The following is a 19740-nucleotide window of genomic DNA, read 5'->3' on the forward strand; positions in this document are numbered from 1 at the left end:
CCTTCTTGTGTTGTCTCTTTTGCTTTTCTTAAGTTAACTTTTAAGATAAAGCGATATTTATTTGCTTATTTTTGTATTTTCTGTATAATTTTTAAACATTTCATTTACTGATTTAACTATGACTAAAAATGTAACTCCCATAAAAAACCCATTATCTGCCGCGAATACTTGGCGATTAGTGATCGATGGATGTCTACAAGCTGATAAGCATGAATATGGTTTATTGTCCGCATGGCAACACGTAAGTAACACATTAGGCTCGCCACTTAATCTCAATTTCTCCAATAAGCACAAATAAATTATTAATCGAAATAACTAATAACCCCTCTTCTTGCAATAAACTCTTCACAAATATTTCTAATATTCAAACATTAACCAAAATATTCAACGCACCTGAGCAAAAATAAATTATATTCAATAAATTGATAAATAACGAAGCAATCCTGAATGAGCTATTTTCCTTTGCCTATGATGTTGAAGAATTAGCTGATACATTCCATACGACAGAACAACATAAAATTTTATTTAATCTCTTATTAAATAATGAAATAGCTCTAAATAAACTATTCTCCGATAGTTCATATTTTAAAATAATAGCTAAAATTTTTTCACCTCTTGCTGATGCAGAAAAAATTTTTAAACGATCTCGTGAGAGTGAACCAAAAATTTCTTCTTCGACTCTTGGGTTCTTTAATCAAAATGACTTAGAACTAAATAGTAAAAAAAGAGCAGCGACTCAATAACTTATGTGTTCTTAAATCACAAAATATGGTAGCAACCCCTCTTTTTTACTAAAGAAATGTTCATTGATACCAAGAACAACGGGGCGGGCTTATTGATGGAGTAGCTCTTTATTTTGCTCTTGGTAATGACGTTGATACAAGGGTTCTATGGTGGATTTTACTTTCTTATAACATTCACTAAGGTATTTTTTCCTTGAAAAGAAAAAATTAAACACACTACTATTATGGGCCACATGAGCACTATTAGAAAATTTCTGAATAAGCTAGTCTGTATATTTTTTTGTCTTCGACAACCCCTTTTATTTAGGGGATAGACTTATAGCACTGTCAGTCAATATTTCCGGTTTTACATATTTATGGGTGTATTCGAGTAATCCTTCGTTAAATTCCGGTTTGATAGCTATTACTATGGGAGCTTCCTTCTTATCCATGCCCTTTTGTTGGATTAATGATGTACCTGTTATTGCGTCACAAAGTATATTAAATTTTCCAATTAAGTTTTTAGTATTCAAAGAAGTAGAGTCTGCCAAGATCAAATGATAGGTTGCCGGAGACTTATTTGGTTTCCAGGTGGATTTTAATAAACCACTGGCGTGATCTGCACAAATCTCTATAGCTAATGATTGAGTTTTGTTTAAAGATATTATATTTCTATTGGTACCGGGCTGAAATAAAGTACTGCCTTGTACCAAGGGCGCTCTCACCGTTGAACTATTAGGTAAAGTATATTCAAAACAAGGGACACGTTTGTCCACTTTATTCAATACTATCCCCCCACTTAACAGATAACAAACATTGCGTACAACAGTAATTGTATGGTCAGAATTATTGGTTTGTGATTTATTTAAATAGTTTTCAAAGTCTTCTTGTTCAACAGTATAAGCACTTTTTTTGTGCGAATTTTCTTGGTAGCGTTGCGCCATTTTTAGCAACTTAGGAAATTGATATTCATTTTGATATTCTTTGGCGAAGGCGTATGGAAAAATAATAACGCAATTTTGATTTACTCGAGTAAACTCTTTTAATCTTTCCTGGATCCTCAGATGCTCGGAATAATCGAGAATTTTCGAATTTGAAGGGTTGGCCTTTGTTATTGCATATTCATGAGTGAGCAGAATGATTCTATGCTTGGGAAATTTTTGTTTTGCTAAGTTATATCCATCTTCAAAAGCACTCAGATACAGCTGCAGCTTTTCTTCAAATGAGGTAAATTTGGGGCTGACATCACCAGTAAGTTTTGAAAAATTAAAGCTTAAGATAAGATTTTTCATAAAGTTCCACTAAGTTTAAATATAAATATTTGCTCATATTGAATTATAATCGACTATTATGAAGAGAAAATATGAAGGAATTATTAAAAATCACTTATTTCCTTTTCTGCACTATTCCAAACAATTTAAAGGAGTTAATGGTAAACAAAGCAGGTCAAATAAAAGCCGCCACATTTGTAGAAAGCTGCAGTGTCTTTAATGGTTATATTGTAGAGTCAGGAACCCATAACGAACTACTAGCAATGAGGAGCGCTTATCATACTTATTGGACTCATCAGTCAAATGGATTCATTAAAAGTTAAAGATCCAGAATATGGAGAGGCAACTAGTGCCAAGTACAGTTCGGTGGCGATAATGGTAACAAGACTTTTAAGGTTTAATCAAGTTGGCAGAATTCAATCTGGCAAAATTTCAATCTGGAGTTGTCTTTTATTCCGGCAAAGAGGTGTTCACTTTATCACCAAATAATATTCAACTATATGCTTTGCCAAAATGTGCTTTATGATACCATATTAGGATGAATTACAGATGATTCTACTGACTAAAATCAGATTATTGGAGCGTTAATATGTGGAAAAAAATTCCAAGTAATTTTAAGAATTTGAAAGATAACAATAAAATTACTTTTCTCGGGAAGCGATTTATTTCTGATTCTTCGTATGAAAAAAGTTATAAGTTAATTGAAAAATATTGCGCTTATGATCCTAAATTTTGGGGAGAAATAAAAGAGGCAGTACAAAAAATTGAGCATGCTGAAAAAAATAAATCTCCATTGTTCCCTGAAGACATTGAAAAGTTACAGCAAATCCAACACACTTTATTGCGATCTTATGATTTTCCCGATTTATTTACAAAATTCAATCCCTTGCTTTCGACATTGAATAAAGCAGATAACTTACCCTACAAAAATACACCATTTTATTGAACACTTGGCGAACTAAGGCCTATCATAATAACAAAGATTGGCTTTGGAGCGAGTGTTTTCATGGCATTATTTATCACTCCAGCGTTTGATTGTAAAATATGGGCGGCATCTGAGGATACCTCAGACACCGTACCAATTTTTGAGTAATTCCATTCCCCACAACCTAATCGCGTCAAATCAGGATGCTTGTTCTAACTTTCAAATTTCCTGCGATAACCCTCTTTCATAAACTAAAAAATCAAAACTCATATTAAATACATCCATACTATACTAATAGTATTCATTGTGAATAAAATTTAACTTTATTGTGCTTAAATACGCTATGAGGAACTAAAATGAGTAAGAGTAAAATACTTAAAGAGTTAATGAAAAAAAATGCAAAGGACCTCGTAGAAAAACCAAGAGAGAAAAGAGAACCTTCTTATGCATCAACTAATAAAAGTCAACCAACTTCAAAAGAGAATGGGCGTGAAAGTGATAAAAATGAATTTAATTCAAAAGAAAATGAGCGTAATGAATTAAATGCAAAAGAAAATACGAGCACAAGAAGTAATAATAATTATGAGGAAAAAAATACAACTCAAGTTATCAATGAAAATGAAGAGTACGACTCAAGTAATTACGGTTCAGGCGCCATGTGGAACCATGTTTTTGATTCCAGGGATGATTTCAGTGTAAGTGTAATCGATATAGATGGTGTTATAGAGAGCTATATAAGTAAAGAACATGACTTAAGCACGGCTCAGAATATTCCTCTTTCATGGAAAGAACTAGAAATTCTTAACCAAATGTCTATTAAATTCAATGGAACGGAAATAATGGATCTCAATGAAAAGGTTGCCTTAATAATGCTAAGGGAATCTATTCATGATCCAAAAGCATTAAAGGAACAATTACCAAGTATGAAGCAACAAATGGAATTTACATCAAACGATTATCATACATATCCAGCCCTTCCATTGCCAAAATACAATATTCAGCTGCGCGATACAATAAAAGAACTAAGAAAAATACAAAAAAGCCCGATACATGACAAACAATTAAAACCAATAATTAATGAGGCTATAAAGGAAGCAAGAAAAAGCATGGGGATAACAGACAAGAAATCAAAATTTGAATATCCACTCCCAGAAAGATTCAATGAAATTACTACTGACAAGAGCAGGATAGTTACAAGACAGCAAGTACTGAAGAAAAATTTATCAAAGTCAAGAAAAAATCCAATGATTGCAAATCAAGAGCTTGGTAAAAATGATATACGGAGACGATATTATCATTATCAATCAAACTTAAATAATACAAAAAAGACTGTATACATACCAGATAATTATGTTGTAACTAACATAAGCAAGTATTTGGAAAAATTAAAAAAAGGAATAGAACAAGCAAATAATGGCATTGAAGGTATAGATAATGAATCATTCAAAGGATCTTTTAATAACATAAGTTGGCATACATGCAGTGAATTTTTACAACATCATTTTCATCATTTTGATCATATTATTCAAGGGTTTAGAAATAGCACCTTTGAAACATCAGTTGATATAGTAAAATCACTAGGAGAAAAGTATTTAGATTATACAGAGTATTGCAAGAAACAAAATAAACAGGCTGTTAATTATGACGAGTTCATCGATGCATTGATTAAAGCAGCAGAATCACAAGGGTTAAAGCTTGACCCTAACATTTTAACAGAAAACGATATCGTTTTACTCCCAGAAACAATGAGTATAGATGGTTTTGAGTATATCAGCGCTACACGTTTAATCAATGAAATTGCCTATCGATGTCCAAATGCGGTAGCACAAAGCGAAAAAACTAAAACTGAAACGACATTGGTTCGCTTTGAGGGAGAGCATGGGTTGGAAAAATTTAACGAAGGTAAAATAGGCGTTTATTATACTCGGGGCTTACCCGTTTGTGGTTTAAAAGATTGCAAAGATATCGAGATGCATCCGATACAACTCGCTTATTTATTAAATATTTCAGTAGGACCATTTCATCAATTATTAAAAGACAGGGAGCTGCTTGAAAATGGATATAAATATTTACAAGATAAGGCGTTGGGGATCAAATCAGATCCCAAATATGAAAATGCCTATAATAGCTGGATGAAAAATTATGAAAATCCACCAGATAATGGTTATAAGGGTTATATACTCACCATTCAAGTAAAAGAAGGTACTGAATTATGTCATAGCAAAACAACCGGAGGAGAGGGGAATCCTTTTGCAGATGAGGTTTATTTAAATGAACCTCCTAGTGATAAAAATATAAAGAAAACCATGGAGAAATTTCAGAATGGATGTAGTTATCCTATTTATGATGTTGATAATGGAGAAGTAAGAATTGTTAAAGTAAACGGCAATGCCCCATTTTTGAATGTTAGGGTGGTTGTTCCTGAATGTACTCCAACACCAGTAAATAATTTACGCGTACCCTACGATAATACAGGGGGGTTAACAAAAGATGATTTAGATAAAATCGATGATCAACTTAATGGCATTGATGAAGGAATAACTAAATTAAAAGATGTTCGTGGCATGGGTTTATACTAGCTTTATCACTGGTGGAAAATTATAGAGGATTTAAATAATGGAAATTATAACGCTTCAAGAATTAGTTAAATTAAGTAAGGATATAGTGAATAAGTATTATTCAGATGATCCAACGTTTTGGGATGTTATAAACAAAAGGATCAGTTATATTGAGAAAACTGGAACATTGAAAGCAGCTGATTCAGAGGATGAACTTTCAAATGATAAAATTACTTACATTCTTTCACGAAAATATTGCACGGTAGATGATATTAATATAATGAACCCACTCTTCGAGCTATGGGATAGAGCCTCATGAAGAGAGTTAAGCAGGAATCACGGAGTCGAGCATAGGCATATTCTTTATATCATGGCTTAATTTTTGCAAGAATAATTAATTACTTCAAGCGGCCTGCCACATAACGGCTAATCAATTGGCCAATAATGATTGCTAAATAACCTTGTCCTGTAAAGGACTCCAGCCATACAAAAGTTTGAGCAATCGGTTTAAGTGGAATAATTTCACCAAATCCTACGGTGGTTAAGGTAATAAATGAAAAATAAATTGCTTGTATTTCATCCATTGTCTGTAACCCCGCGAAAGATACAGGATTTACTAGTTCAATCAATAAGTAAATATAGGCAAAAATAAAACCAATAAATAAATAAGCGGACAAAGAACCAAATAAGGTAGTTACACTAATTGTTTGATCTCGCAACGTGAAACAGAGACAAAAGTAGGTCATTAGAGTTAAAAAAATGACAACCGTGAATAACCTTATTGCATTTACAGCCGTTTCATTAAAGTAGTATTGTAGTATTAATAAAATAATCTTCAGCAAAACAAGAGCTGTAATAAATAACAGCACATGTTTATTCTGTCCAATGATCAATAAGCTTGATGCTGTAAGAAGCCCAAAAATAACATCAGTTCGATCAGTCCACCCCAATTCGGCATAGACCGCTTTAAAGAGACAAAATGCAATCAGGATGATAAATAAAGCTAGAAATCGATAACGAGAGATCAACTTAACCATATTATTCCTTGGTGAAATAAATCCTTTCTAATAACCCACTCTGCTCATGATACAACGTTTCATTACAGCTTCAATTATTGTATAAATAAAACCGGCATAAAATAAATGGAAATTAGAGCTTCTTTGAAATAATGGTCATTCTTGATATTTTTTTAACTATGTTTGGGTGTGAACCAACGGATCAGTACTACGATCCGTTCAACTTATTGAAGGCATTGTGAAAGATACTAATAGTTACACTAAACATTGATTATTAGCAAAATTCTCCGCTTCGGAGCGGGTTTTATTCATACCACCACTTGAATAGGCAAAAGTATAACTATCAATATAACATTGCAATGAATTTCTTATGTAAAATTTTGACGCTTCATAATCACTAATCTTCGCAGCAGTTTTCTTTGCTTCTGACCTGGTTTTATCCATACCGGTGCTTGCATAAGCAAAAGTATAAGCGGGTTTAAACACTTTAAAGTAAGCTGCTGGACAATATTGATTTGTAATTAACGTAGCAAATTTTTCTGCATCAGAGGCTGTATCATTCAGGCCACTAGAACTATAAGCCCATTTATAAGCCTCTTGAAATACTTCAGTTTTCTTACCACACGTAGTCTCACTGGGTTGGCTTATGACAGCATCGATTTGATTGGCTAATTCCCCTGTCATTTTTAGTTGTTCGGCACTTAATGAATACTCAATGTAATAAACTTTTTCTGCGAGTCTATACAATTTATCATATAAACTAGGATTGCTCGTCGATGCTATGGCTGTCATAGATAAGGAGCACAGCACTATTGATACTGATTTATTGATAATTTTCATTATTTCCACTTCCGTTTAATAGGCGCAATGCATTGTAGTATGAACATGCGACTTAGCCAAGTTTATCACTTGTTAACTTATTAATAAATTTGAAATAACAGATTAGATCATCCAAATCTTTATCATGCAATCCAATGTAACTCGAACCACTCATTCGACCATTAGGAATTTTTCTTACTGATTGAGGATCGCGTACAAACTGCTTAAATTGTTTTATGTCTGGATAATAATCAAATGGATTTTTAGGCCACATCAAGTCAGGCCCTATACTTGCCTTTCCTTGATAATTTATCGTATGGCAAGAAGAGCAATGACTCACATAGACTTTATAGCCATTTAAAATTTGATTTTTTCGAGATAAGGGGAGATTTTTTGGAGCCGGTATCACTCCCATCATTGAAGTATGTTCGATTATTTTAGTAACACTCCATGCCCAATATTCATCTGAAATATAAGAGCGCTCTGGATTTGTCCATATGAGGGCATAAGGCCCTGCTGTGGTATTAGTATAATTCTCCAGAATTGGCCATTTATTTTTTGGTTCAATGACCAAATAAGCTACAGATGCAGTTTCCTTACAGTTTAATACATAGTGAGCAGGGATTAATACCGAAAAATTGTCTTCAGCGATAAACTCAAGAATGCTGTTTGGTTTAATGGAATCATTCTTCAATAAATTACATAATCTAATCCCCTTATAATTCATTAATCTCTTAGGATAAGCCCGACTGTAATCCATTTTTATTGTCTCTAATTTCATATTAATCAAGGCATCTCTTGAAAATGATGTTGTTTTTATATGGGTAATTAGTGTCAATGGTTTGTTGTCTGATGCACTATAGGCATGTTGGCTTTCTAGACTTGCAAGCAAGACGATCATCAATAAACAGAACAGGTTCATTTAATTAACTCTCAAAACAATCTCAATGAAGGTCAGTGGAGAGTAATTGAATTAAAACAATCTTATTACCGTATAAATACAGTAGCGTTTAAATGAGATTAAAATCTTTTTTGCTCAGAAAATGGGAAGGAATGTATCTTAAATAGCCTCTGTTTATTGCAAGACATATTAGTTCTGCTTTTGATGTACACCCCATTTTATTTTTAATATTTTCTAGATAAAATTCGACAGTTCTTTTTGATAAATCAAGTTGTTCCGCTATTTGTTTTGCAGTCATCGATCTAAGAGTAAAAAATAAACATTCCAATTCTCGATGTGAAAGCTGAAAGGGATTGTCTACAGCATCTATATAATATTCATAAGGTTTTTGGTTTGGGCAATTATTTTTTACATCATAAGCAATCAATTGTTTTATAAAATTGGATTGAATTAATGGCATACAATGATAAAGGATTCCAGTAATTTCATTTTCTTTATTCATAAGTGGTTTTTTTATAAGATAATAATAAGAACCATCATACGGTGAGGATGAACGGTGAATACAACGCACTGTTTTACCTTTTAAGGCTAGGACATCATTTTTGTGATGAAAACTATAATTTTCTTCAGAATAGTCCAACAACTCAAAATCACTCAGTCCTTGTATTTGGCTAGGAAATTTAAGGCCCATAAGTACTGCCAAATTATTATTACAGGTTAAGTAGATTCCTTGAGCATTTTTCATAGCCGCATAACCAGGAATCTGAGACCATAATTGAGAGTAATCTTGAAAGTCCATAAAGTCCCTTAGTAGTGAATCTACGTCGCTATTAAGCATTCACTATTTATGTTTCACCCAAACAATGATCCAAATCTGCCCTGCTTTTTGTCTATTAATATAATAAGCAGGAATGAGAATACCTTCATTAAACCAATCAACATATTCTGTTACTTAAACCCTTATTACAATTTTAAGAAAATGTTTCTCAACTGTTCACCAATACCCTCTGGCTGTGAAAAGCAACCACTGGGATAAGAGACTATATCATATTGAGGCTCTGTTACGTATAGCCGAGACATTGCCCAATCGCAAAGAGTAAAAAAATAAAATACACATTCCTATTATTTTAATGTATGTTACTCACTAAAATATTTATTATTCGGTTGCAAGCAATGGCTATATATTTTTTGTTTGGTAAAACTGGCTCAGGAAAAAGTTACATAGGAAGGCTACTCGAACAGCTCAACATCATCCATATCGATGGCGATAAACACATCACTCCAAGGATGCTAGACTGTTTAATTGAAGATGAACAAATGACCCCAGAAATGATCGATGAGTTTGTCAATGTCTTGATTGATGTTATCAAGACACAAAAAGAAAAAACCCCGACGCAGAGTTTTGTTATCTCACAAGCCATGTATCTCGACAAAAACCGACTTAAACTATTAAATGCTATATCCGAGCTTAAATTTGTAATGATTGACGTCGCACCAAAACTTCGAAAAAGTTTCATCACCAGCCGATTTCAAAATAAAGAAAGTACAGTAAGCCCGCAATATGCCAAAGAGATGGATAAATTTTTTGAGAAGCCTTCCCATGAAATAATACTATTTGAAAACAATCAGCAAGCAGATGAAATTCTTATCGAACAAATCCATGAAAAAATGCCAGCTCTCTTTAACATAGTGACAAAAAAAGAAGAATTAAGCTCATATATGCAACTACAATTTACCTAAATTCAATCCCTTTCAAATGAGTATGAATTTATCGATGAGTTTACCAAAAAAAGATTTTTATTCAACAAATGCAGACTTTAGTTCAGCACACCATAATTTTTTATCAATTTTCATAGTACCTACTCAATAATCTGGTTGCTCTGACAACACACTTATATCGAAGTTGAAACCTACTTGATTCAGCGTCTTCTCTTGGAGCAAAGAGGATAAGACTGATTAATTGGTGAAGATCGAAATTTGATCATTTGAGCATAAATACTACAATATATATATTATTTGTTTATTTAAAGTTGTAAGAAAATGCCTCCTATAGTAGTCCGCCTTAATGATACTAACAGCCAAATTAAATCTAAAACGAGCTCAATAGAAGAAAATGAGCGAATGCAACGGGAATTAAGCCAAAAAATTAAAACTGATTCCCAAGCATTAAAGCTTTTAGAACAAGATCTCAGTGAAAAAATCCGCATAAAGAATGAACTTCAGAGTAACAACCAGAAAACATTAAGCCAAATGCAATCTTACTTAAAATCAATAGACATTCCCACTGAGGGGATTGATAAGATTGATAGCAAAGATGGAATTATGCATTTTATACAGCCCAAATTAGTTGCAATAACAGAAGAATTTGAACGATTTAAAGAAATTTCTAATTTAGACTCAATAGATAAAAAAATTAAGCTGTTAGAATCCGTACAAGAATATCTTAAAGATAATGAATTCTCGATAAATGCGCTAAATGACATTGTAGATTCTTCAGATTTTGCAAAATCGGCTCCTCATCACACCCAAAAAGGGTTTGACCTATTACTGAGCCTAGTCGAGCAAGATAAATCAGAGTATGAAAAATTCCTTCAATTTAATAAAGATAAAAAAAATCTTCTAAATAATGCTGTTTCGAATAAAATTGATAAACTCCGCGAGATTTATGAAATAGCCAGAAGAGAAGAAACAGAAGCATCAGAAGAAGTAAATCTTCAAGCTGCAAAGATGGGTGAATTTAAAAATGAAATAGGTGCTAATTTTTCTAAGATTGATGAGTTAGAAAAAGAAATTGGGGAAATGTCAAAAAAACTTGAGACAAATCGAAAAGCCCTTGGAGAGGATGAGCAAAAATGTAAACAATTGAAGGAAATTCACTCAGGACTAGAAAGTGATATAAAAAAATTGAACGAAGAAAAAACCAAGCAGGAGGAATTGTTTCAACAGTCTCAAGCACTTTCAAAAAGAAAAGATATAACTCTTCAAAAAATCGATAATGCGATAGGTGCCTTAGAAGCTAAAATACCAGACATAAAAAACGAAGATGCTCGTAAAGCCTCAGAAGAAATATTGGTAGACTTAAAGAAACATAGACAAAGCTATAGTGAAAAACTAGAGAACATCATTTCAGAGATGCCAAAAGATAGAGATGCTTTGATTTCTGAGGCCGGCGAGCAATTTATTAAAAATTGCGATCAGGCAATTAATTTGAGACAAAAAAGACTAGACGGAGAACAACTTAGTCTCTTTTCCTCTTTTCTCAATACTGTAAAATCAATCATTAATCCTTGGTTAAAAAAGCCATTCGATCTCGAAATTACAAAAACACAGCAAATCGTAAAGAACTTTAAAGAGACTTTTAATCAACAAAAAGAGACACACGTTGAAAAAGAACAAGCACAAGAAAAAACACAAGAAGCTCCTCCTCGACCTTTTATATAGCTGTACTTGATAGTTAAAAGTATATTGGCAATACTTCTTCTTTGTCCTCAACCAAAATAAGTTGGGCTTCTCCTGCAAAACAGAGGAAAATATCACCCCTACTATGGTTTTATCCTCCAAAGAATACAATGAAACAACGGAATTAGTCATTTACTGCCCCCATAAATGAGTATCCGAGGTGGATTACTAGATAATTTGGATTAACCATCAATTGGTGCTGCCAGCTTAATCCAAACTTTATCCTAACATTATGAACACTATTTAATTACAAAGCGATTGATATGGCTAATTTGCATATTTGCTCGTCCAAAACTAGGAGGAGGAAAACCAGGTATACTAGGGTCATACACGCCTATCCCTTCGCCACCTGCAGCAAGATTAACATTCAAATAATAACCATTATCAAACCCGTGTGTTAAAGAGTCGAACATAACTTCAGCCTCTGTTAAAGGCATAGGTACATTTAAAACAAGATTGCATCTGTTTGACTCCACGGTACAACATCTTGGACTAGAACTTGTACACCATATTAGTTGCTGCTCCCCATTAACTTCTCTTTCTGCACTAAAAATCATGTTACCTGTTGTCTCACTTTTCTTACGAGTTATAGTTAGAGAAGTATATTTAATGCCATCATAGTACCAGCTGAGAACATAACTAGTAAGTGAGACTCCATCCTTTCGCTCCCAAGTGAACCCATAGTTATGCCAGTTAGATGAATCTGCAACTGGATATAAAGGCAATATTTGTCTGTCATAATCTCCTATATTATTAATATAATTCCATGAGGTTGCAGTTTCATTGGCTAAATAACCATAATGTATTGAACCAATAATAGGAGTGGTTGCAGTCCAACCACCGTTAATTAGTTCCAAAATATCAATTTCCATAGCAGATGGCCAAAGATTTTTTGGTATAAATGTTTCTGAATTAAAGCGAAATGTATCATCTATATAGGGCGACATCATCCATACAGCAGGCCACGCTCCTTTTTGATAAAGCTGGTCCATTGTTAAATTGGGATCTTCTTTTTCAATTCTTAGTCTAATCTCTATACCACCATGATTAATAGTTTTTCCTTGAGAATCTTTATTAACATAAAAACCCTTACGATATGAATAAAAAGCTCCTGATGTGTATGTGCATGTTCCGGTAGATACTATAGCCCGATTGTTTGGATCAACGTATCCTCTTCCTATGCATGGAAAATCAGCGGAAGGAATCGCTGATAACTTAATAAAAGCCGGAGATTCCGTATTTTTGGGGATAAAAGTAATATTCTTTGGCAGGTACTCTTGATATTCTTGTGTCCCAACATGATAACCATTGACGATAGTAAAATAATTATCGAAAGTTGATTGCTCTCCACTAAAAATTGAGAGCTTCTCAGTACATAAATTTGTATCACATAATGACTGGATGTTTTTTATATTAAGAGAATTTTCCTCGCTTGGTTGATAACATTGAAGACCATTACCTCGTTGACATACTTGTGGTCCACTAACTATATTACTTTTCAATTCACTTCCATCGACATACAGACCTAAAATGCAGGACTGCTTATATCCTAGCGTAAATACATTGGGACAATATCCCGGGCTTGTTATTTGACTTATGCCTGGTATGGGAGTCATTACCAAAGAATGAGTTCTTTTTGATTGGTTGGTAACTGTATATTTTACGGTTTGCTTACTGTTTCCAATGATGGTTAATGTAGTGTCAGTTAAAGGCACAAATGTCCATAAAGGACTTGCAGTAGAAGCCATAGCCATGGATATAGAAAAAAAAGTCAATAACCCACCGAATATCTTGTTCATGAAGTAACATTTTTTCATAGTGTGTCCGTACATAAAAAGTGAGCATGGATTACAAAATTCGCAAGTGAGCTAGGGTTGAAGTCATATATGGTCATGCATCTCATGTAACATTGACGAAACCAATTACCACGAACTTTATTTTAGATATTATCTAACGTATTGAGAGGAACAGTCAATGAACAAGATCTTAAGTGACAGCAAAATAGAGTAACTCAAGTAATTTATCTAATTTTCGCAAGAAAAAACACCATGTTTCAAAAGAATATCTAACATACTGTAATCAATCGTTTTTTAGAACTTTTCTGTAGCCTCATAATTTTTTCTTAATTTCTTCAATGTAAATTACAAAAATAATAATCATTACACATAGTTTATCTATATAATCCTAAAATTAACAATTGAATCTACTACGAGACGCACGTTTAGGATAATTGATCAACATGCCTAGAACCGTTACTACAAGGAAAATGCAATGATAAAAAAAATAAGTCTCATCGTATTAGGCTTTATTTTAGTTGCTTGTACTCGGAGCAAAGAACCCCAGTATTATCTATTAAATCCTATCGCTATGCCCAATAAACAGATGAATCACTATAATAATTTACATTTGGGCATTGATGACATTACCATTCCCGCCTACCTTGAAAAACCGCAAATAATGATCTCTTACTCACCAAACCGAGTCGAATTGGAAGAATACCATCAATGGGCTGGAGCTCTTGATAAAAACATAAAAAGTGTCATTTCAACTAATTTAAGCAGTTTACTACCCGGCGCCATTGTTGAAAGTTCACCTTGGAATGTTAAATTCAAACCAAACTATCAATTACAAATTGATATTGAACAATTTACTATCGATATGCAAGGCAATAGCATATTACGTGCTGAATTCATTCTTTATCATCAAGATAATATTTTTAAGAAACAAAACGTTTATTATCGATTAAAAGTTCCCCACATCACGATAGAAAATCTTATAGCCAGTATGAACAATAACTTGACGCATTTGACACAAGACATTGCTAAAGCTTTTCGCTCTTTCCATGATAAATCATAACACTGTCGTCATAATGAACTAATAAAAAATACTATTAAAATTGCTTTAGTTTTTTACGCTTTACCCCGTAATAAAGATTCGGGATGTCGCGCTAAATAATCAGTTAAATTTTCAAATGAATTTGCCGCTTTTGAAAATTGAGTTAAAGCTTGAGTAAAATAAGCAATAAATGGCGGTGTATTTAGATCTAGATTATTGGCTAATTTTTCAATACTATCAGCCATAGCTTTAGTTTGCTTAATTACTTGCGCAACTTCTTTGGATTGTAGCAAATTATTAATAGTATTTAACGTTGTTTTAACTGATGTTAATGCATCAGTTAAAGAGGTTGTTTTCTTATTTTCTACCGTGGGAAAAACTGGATATTGATTATAAAAACTTTTTTTATTAGTGAACTTTTCTGTAGATTTTTTAGATGGGATGAGAGCAATTTCTGCATCTCCAGTTAAAAAGTTAGTCTGCGTTACAGTGGCTGCATAACCTTTTTTTATTAAAATATCAACGGGATGATATTTTGCTCCATAGGTCCTTGCAACATAAAAGTCGACATACACAGGTATTTCAACTTCGGTTTTATCTTTATTTTCTGCAATTTCTATAAGCTTAACTTCACCAATTTTAACTCCACGATAAGTTACTTTTGACGTAACCTTTAAACCGGTTAATGAACCCTGAAAAAACATTACATAAGTATCATGACGTGCTACTAAGTATTCTTTATACAAAAATCTAGCGGCAAAAATCATCAAACAAAGTGCACCCACAACAAAAATACCCACGAATGTATAATATCGTTCTTGATGCATAATTGTCCTATTCCCAATAATTCAAACAAAGCCCTGTTAGAGCGAGCCATAAAAAGCCTCTCGTCATCATCCGTGATACGGTTAGCCTTAATGAAAGGCTTCTAACAGTCATGTCATAATAGTAATACCCTATTGTCAAGCTAACAATGGTACAATACAGTGTCGTTTTTAAAATGGAGTAGACCACGTCGTAAATTGTTATAGCAGTGAGTATACGTACCATGGGTACATAGAGATTAGTATACAAAAAATATTGGTACGTAATATAAATGCTTATAAAAAATGCCGCAACAGCATAGGCATACAACAACCCACCCGCAATATTAATGCCAATGAGTACTGGCAATATATGGTTAACAACAACTTGCTGAGGTGCATTAAGCTCCTCTTCATTTACTTTCACATTAATGAAATTTAATGCAGATTGTATGCATAACAATACTCCAATGACAAAAGGCACTAAATCATGGGTTAAAATATTCTGTGCAATTAACCGTCCATCACGTTGCAAATTATAAGGTGTTAGAATGCTATTCACTTTCATAACCATTGAAATGCCTAAGAAAGTACTGATGAACATAAAAGGAATTACAAGCTTGACACCTGCATAATATATTGTCCTTACAATGTTAAGCCACGCAAGACGTAATCGTCCCATCAGCATATTAATAAGGCTGCAATATAAATGCCCCATGAAACGTAAAAATAATATAAATGAATAAACAAACTCTACAACGTAAGTGCCCAATTTGTTGAAAACATACATCATATTATCCTTAATTAATTATGATGATCATGAAAACTTTATCAAAATAACGATGTGATAGATACGGTGTAGTTCTTTAAAAACTCATTTTCAAGATTAGATTGTTAAGAAAGCGGTTATCAGAAGCCGCTAATTCAACAAGGTGATATTTTCTTAATTAAAGTCTATTTTTCGGCTACACTTTAATGAAACATTCAAAAAGCATTATAGGAAATGACTGCTCTATTTTTAAATACAAAATTGCACCCACTTTTTTTAAAAAATGAAAGAAAAAATCGTTTTTAAAAAAATAGTCTTATATAATCTGGTTGTTATTTTTTTCTATATTTTAAGCGGCTTTTTAGGGCTTATGCTTGCCGTACCTCCAGGTTATGCGACCACAATTTGGGCCTCATCAGGGATTGCGCTTGGTTCCGTGCTCGTTTGGAATTTGCGAACTTTACCTGGTATTTTTATTGCCTCATTTATCCTTAATTGTTATATAACATTTAACAATGTTGGGGATTTATTTGATTTTTCGAAATTATTTCCAGGATTAATAACAGGAGCCGGTGCTTTACTTCAGGCATTATTTGGTTGGTGGCTTGTCAAACGATTTGTCCGATTAAACAACCCCCTACATCTCCCTAAGGATATTCTTATTTTTGCACTTCTTACGGGCCCAGTTTCTTGTGTTATTGCTGCAACTATAAGTAATGTAGGCTTATATTGGTTAGGAGTAATATCTTCTGAAAATCTCTCTTTAAGCTGGATTACCTGGTGGATAGGAGACAGTATTGGCGTGCTGATTTTTACTCCAGTTTTTCTGATTTTATTTGCCAAACCCAGAAAATTATGGCGAAGCCGAATAATCCCTATCCTCGTTCCCTTATGTTTGACGTTCATTATCGTGATTATTGCTCATGTATTTTATAGATACTCAGAATTTAAACACATTCAATCAAAATTCGCTGGAGCCATTCAATATAAATTTAACCTGCTCACCGAAAAACTTAAATTAACAAAGGAAACTGCCCATACAACTTCTCTTTTCCTTGCCGCAGCACCCATTATCAATAAAGAAGAGTTTCAACGCCTAGGAACTTTGCTGTTACAAGAAAATTCAATCATTCAATCCATACAATGGGTACCCAAAGTAACCAACAGAGAGAATTTTGAAAAAAAATATCATCTTGAAATTTTGGGAAAAAACTCTAAAAACTATTCCTCTTCAAAGAAAAAATCGGTGTATTACCCTATTCTTTTTACCGTTTCAAAAAGTCATAATATTTTTCCTAATGGTTATGATTTATCATCAAACCCCAATCTCATTAACAGGCTAAACGACACACCTGTACTATTAGGAAGTAAAGGAAAAATTGATAAGATGCTCATTATTTCTCCGGTTTATCGATCTAATCAAATTGCAGGATTTACTATTTTACAAATTAATTTTGTTCAGTTATTCAATCAATTTTTTGATAATTTTTTAAATTACTCAAACCTTATGATTAAAATAAGCTCACCTGATTTAAATTCCCCTATTTTTGAGATTTATAATAAAACCATGCGATACAATCCTGACGAATCATATAGTATTTCTTATACAAAATATTTTGCAGATTCAGCATGGAATATTACTGCTACTTTATCTCCATACTTTTCGCTTAGTCGATTTCCTTGGCATGCATGGTTAGCCCTAACAACAACTCTATTTTTTTGTGTGTTAATGAATATCATTTTATTTATTCTCTACGGCCAGCGTTATTTAATCCAATATCTTGCTTATGCAAAAACGATGCAACTAAAAACAGAAAAGGCAAAAAATTTATTACTGTTAAATGCAGCAGGCGAAGGCATATTTCGAATAGATATCAATTATAAAATCACGTTTATTAATCCAGCTGCCAAAAAATTACTAGGCTACTCAAGTAACGAATTGAAAAATGAATCTATAATTAAAATTCTGTGCGAAAAAATAACTCCTCCCAACAAAATTGAGAGCACATCAATTTATAAGGCGATCCAGGAGCAAACGATCATTAGAGCAAAAGAAGCGGTATTCTGGAAAAAGGATCATAGTTACCTTTCAGTGGAATATACCTGCATCCCTGTCATAATAAATCACAAAGTTATAGGTGCTGCTATCATTTTTAGTGATATTACTGAACGATTGGATAATGAGAAAAAATTAATAAAGATGGCTCATTATGATCCTTTAACCAAATTGCCCAATCGACAGAGTTTTTTTGACTACTTAGAACATGCCTTAGGTCGAGCGTGCAGAAACAAAACCCAATTAGGCTTATGTTTTATTGATATTGATAATTTTAAAGTGATTAACGATACTTTTGGACATGCCTATGGCGATAAATTATTAATGGCTTTGTCTGAAATTATAACTCCTTATTTACGGGAAATTGATTATTTTGCAAGAATAGGAGGAGACGAATTTGGGTTGATTTTTGAACAAATTCATCAACATGATGATTTAATTAAAATATTCGAACGCATTTTATCCGCTTTTCATAATCCGATTCAAATAGATGATCTATTCATCAAAGCATCCATCAGTATTGGAGTCGCAATGTATCCTAAACATGGTTCGGATACGCAAACACTTTTTGTGAACGCTGATATTGCTATGTATCATGCTAAAGCACAAGGAAAAGCCACCTACTCTTTTTTTAGGTGAAGTGATCACTAAACGTAGCAATTTCTTTTGCTTACGGAACAATGAATTAATTTTTTCAATCAATTAGGAAATATCGCTAGCAAAAACCCATTTCATCCAAACGATGGCTCAGTTTTCTTGGGTCCTTAATTCTTTTATCTTAAGTTCCGGCACTATTCGATATACGAATCGCAATATTTTCAAAAAATAAAAATAGAGTGAATTAATCATTAAATCAACAAATACATATAAAATTGCGGCTGCGGAAGGGGTAAACCCGATAGGAGGGAAATGAGGATGAGCTCCTGTAACCCCATACCATGACCAGGTGTAAAATATGGTGCCCATCAATTCCAAGTAGTACGTCATAGCAAACATAAACAAATAAAAAAGCTTATTTTTGCGAAAACGTAAAACGACCAGAAATGTAAGGTAACCAAGGAAGCCCGCAACATCGTTGATCATAAATAACGACAGGAATGCGGCTAGAAAAGCAAATTGAGCCAGACATTGTTTCACTTTTACTTTGTTCCGAATTATACAGGGGTGTCTACTGGTGTAGTAAACCATCGCATAGAGAAGAGCATGACCCAGCGGAATATAGACTGGAATATTTTTTAAGCGATACTCATAAAGCCCTAGAATCAAAGAGCCAAAAATTTCACCACCCAAACCGCATAAAGTCATTAATAAAATCAGCCAATACAGTTTTTCGCGAGTATAAAAAAGGAAGAGGCTATAAGTGACGATACTGATTATATTACAGATATCTTGTCCATGGCTAATGAATTGAGCTGCCCAGGGACTATCAATTAATAAAAACAAAGGAAGGCCAAGCAACACGAAATTGACCAGTCTATACATCATTTGATCTGAATGAATAGAGCTATTTACTGACATATTCTATGTTTATTAAAAAGAATGATTGATATGATAACGTAGCTTCTATTGAGAAAGCATTATAAAATATATTTTTTTTAAAGGAAAT

The 19740-nt window shown here is 33.2% G+C and carries 19 protein-coding genes and 1 pseudogene; 10 read left to right on the forward strand and 10 right to left on the reverse strand.

Features of this window, described 5'->3' with window-relative positions; all coding sequences use genetic code 11:
* Positions 1–118 precede the first annotated feature (118 nt).
* Together DYH34_RS17900 and DYH34_RS10700 are read left to right on the forward strand one after the other, a co-directional pair.
* Positions 119–298, forward strand: a complete 180-nt coding sequence (locus DYH34_RS17900) for a hypothetical protein (RefSeq protein WP_131775164.1) — start codon at positions 119–121, stop codon at positions 296–298.
* Positions 299–422: 124 nt separating this feature from the next.
* Positions 423–743 carry a hypothetical protein gene (locus DYH34_RS10700; RefSeq protein WP_058465271.1) on the forward strand — a complete coding sequence of 107 codons (321 nt, stop codon included), beginning with the start codon at positions 423–425 and terminating at the stop codon, positions 741–743.
* Here the strand turns inward: DYH34_RS10700 and DYH34_RS18735 are convergent.
* Positions 741–934, reverse strand: a pseudogene (locus DYH34_RS18735) (ISL3 family transposase); the annotation flags it as partial. The gene DYH34_RS10700 and the pseudogene DYH34_RS18735 sit on opposite strands and share 3 nt — an antisense overlap.
* A gap of 108 nt (positions 935–1042) precedes the next feature.
* Positions 1043–2014: a hypothetical protein gene (locus tag DYH34_RS10705; protein WP_058465272.1), complete on the reverse strand. Its 972-nt coding sequence runs from the start codon at positions 2012–2014 to the stop codon at positions 1043–1045.
* 71 nt (positions 2015–2085) lie between these two features.
* Here DYH34_RS10705 and DYH34_RS18205 point away from each other — a divergent pair, with 71 nt between their 5' ends.
* The 4 genes from DYH34_RS18205 to DYH34_RS10730 all read left to right on the forward strand — a co-directional run bounded on the left by DYH34_RS18205 (position 2086) and on the right by DYH34_RS10730 (position 5795).
* Complete coding sequence (locus DYH34_RS18205) at positions 2086–2316, forward strand: hypothetical protein (protein ID WP_058465273.1); 231 nt, start codon at positions 2086–2088, stop codon at positions 2314–2316.
* Between the two features lie 266 nt (positions 2317–2582).
* Positions 2583–2939, forward strand: a complete 357-nt coding sequence (locus DYH34_RS10715) for a hypothetical protein (RefSeq protein WP_058465275.1) — start codon at positions 2583–2585, stop codon at positions 2937–2939.
* A 335-nt stretch (positions 2940–3274) separates the two neighbouring features.
* Complete coding sequence (locus DYH34_RS10725; protein WP_058465277.1) at positions 3275–5497, forward strand: hypothetical protein; 2223 nt, start codon at positions 3275–3277, stop codon at positions 5495–5497.
* A 37-nt stretch (positions 5498–5534) separates the two neighbouring features.
* The gene (locus DYH34_RS10730) at positions 5535–5795 is read left to right on the forward strand and encodes a hypothetical protein (RefSeq protein WP_058465278.1); all 261 of its coding nucleotides are present in this window, start codon (positions 5535–5537) and stop codon (positions 5793–5795) included.
* A 79-nt stretch (positions 5796–5874) separates the two neighbouring features.
* Here the strand turns inward: DYH34_RS10730 and DYH34_RS10735 are convergent, their stop codons facing one another.
* The 4 genes from DYH34_RS10735 to DYH34_RS10750 form a co-directional block, all read right to left on the reverse strand.
* Complete coding sequence (locus DYH34_RS10735) at positions 5875–6513, reverse strand: ion channel (RefSeq protein ID WP_058465279.1); 639 nt, start codon at positions 6511–6513, stop codon at positions 5875–5877.
* 234 nt (positions 6514–6747) lie between these two features.
* On the reverse strand, positions 6748–7332 hold the full coding sequence (locus DYH34_RS10740) for a hypothetical protein (protein ID WP_058465280.1): 585 nt from the start codon (positions 7330–7332) through the stop codon (positions 6748–6750).
* Positions 7333–7384: 52 nt separating this feature from the next.
* Positions 7385–8233 carry a c-type cytochrome gene (locus tag DYH34_RS10745; protein WP_115342604.1) on the reverse strand — a complete coding sequence of 283 codons (849 nt, stop codon included), beginning with the start codon at positions 8231–8233 and terminating at the stop codon, positions 7385–7387.
* An 88-nt stretch (positions 8234–8321) separates the two neighbouring features.
* Entirely contained in the window at positions 8322–9011 is a 690-nt protein-coding gene (locus DYH34_RS10750; protein ID WP_058465282.1) for a helix-turn-helix transcriptional regulator, read from the reverse strand.
* Positions 9012–9385: 374 nt separating this feature from the next.
* Here DYH34_RS10750 and DYH34_RS10755 point away from each other — a divergent pair, with 374 nt between their 5' ends.
* Both DYH34_RS10755 and DYH34_RS10760 read left to right on the forward strand, forming a co-directional pair.
* The gene (locus tag DYH34_RS10755) at positions 9386–9952 is read left to right on the forward strand and encodes a zeta toxin family protein (protein ID WP_058465283.1); all 567 of its coding nucleotides are present in this window, start codon (positions 9386–9388) and stop codon (positions 9950–9952) included.
* Between the two features lie 300 nt (positions 9953–10252).
* Entirely contained in the window at positions 10253–11653 is a 1401-nt protein-coding gene (locus tag DYH34_RS10760) for a hypothetical protein (RefSeq protein WP_058465284.1), read from the forward strand.
* 257 nt (positions 11654–11910) lie between these two features.
* On the opposite strand, the gene DYH34_RS10765 is transcribed toward DYH34_RS10760, so the two are convergent.
* The gene (locus DYH34_RS10765) at positions 11911–13470 is read right to left on the reverse strand and encodes a glycoside hydrolase family 16 protein (protein ID WP_238589510.1); all 1560 of its coding nucleotides are present in this window, start codon (positions 13468–13470) and stop codon (positions 11911–11913) included.
* Between the two features lie 472 nt (positions 13471–13942).
* Between DYH34_RS10765 and DYH34_RS10770 the strand changes: the two genes are divergently transcribed.
* On the forward strand, positions 13943–14527 hold the full coding sequence (locus DYH34_RS10770; protein WP_058465286.1) for a PqiC family protein: 585 nt from the start codon (positions 13943–13945) through the stop codon (positions 14525–14527).
* A gap of 53 nt (positions 14528–14580) precedes the next feature.
* Here DYH34_RS10770 and DYH34_RS10775 read toward each other — a convergent pair whose 3' ends face one another.
* Both DYH34_RS10775 and DYH34_RS10780 read right to left on the reverse strand, forming a co-directional pair.
* A complete protein-coding gene (locus DYH34_RS10775; protein ID WP_238589511.1) occupies positions 14581–15333 on the reverse strand; it encodes an MlaD family protein in 753 nt (250 codons plus the stop codon).
* Between the two features lie 7 nt (positions 15334–15340).
* Positions 15341–16102, reverse strand: a complete 762-nt coding sequence (locus DYH34_RS10780) for an ABC transporter permease (RefSeq protein WP_238589512.1) — start codon at positions 16100–16102, stop codon at positions 15341–15343.
* Positions 16103–16361: 259 nt separating this feature from the next.
* On the opposite strand from DYH34_RS10780, the gene DYH34_RS10785 reads away from it, so the two are divergent.
* Positions 16362–18773: a diguanylate cyclase domain-containing protein gene (locus DYH34_RS10785; RefSeq protein ID WP_058465288.1), complete on the forward strand. Its 2412-nt coding sequence runs from the start codon at positions 16362–16364 to the stop codon at positions 18771–18773.
* A 108-nt stretch (positions 18774–18881) separates the two neighbouring features.
* Here the strand turns inward: DYH34_RS10785 and DYH34_RS10790 are convergent, their stop codons facing one another.
* A complete protein-coding gene (locus tag DYH34_RS10790; RefSeq protein WP_131775162.1) occupies positions 18882–19652 on the reverse strand; it encodes a hypothetical protein in 771 nt (256 codons plus the stop codon).
* Positions 19653–19740 lie beyond the last annotated feature (88 nt).

Origin of the sequence: Legionella cincinnatiensis (assembly GCF_900452415.1) — a bacterium.
In the GTDB taxonomy this organism is placed as follows: domain Bacteria; phylum Pseudomonadota; class Gammaproteobacteria; order Legionellales; family Legionellaceae; genus Legionella; species Legionella cincinnatiensis.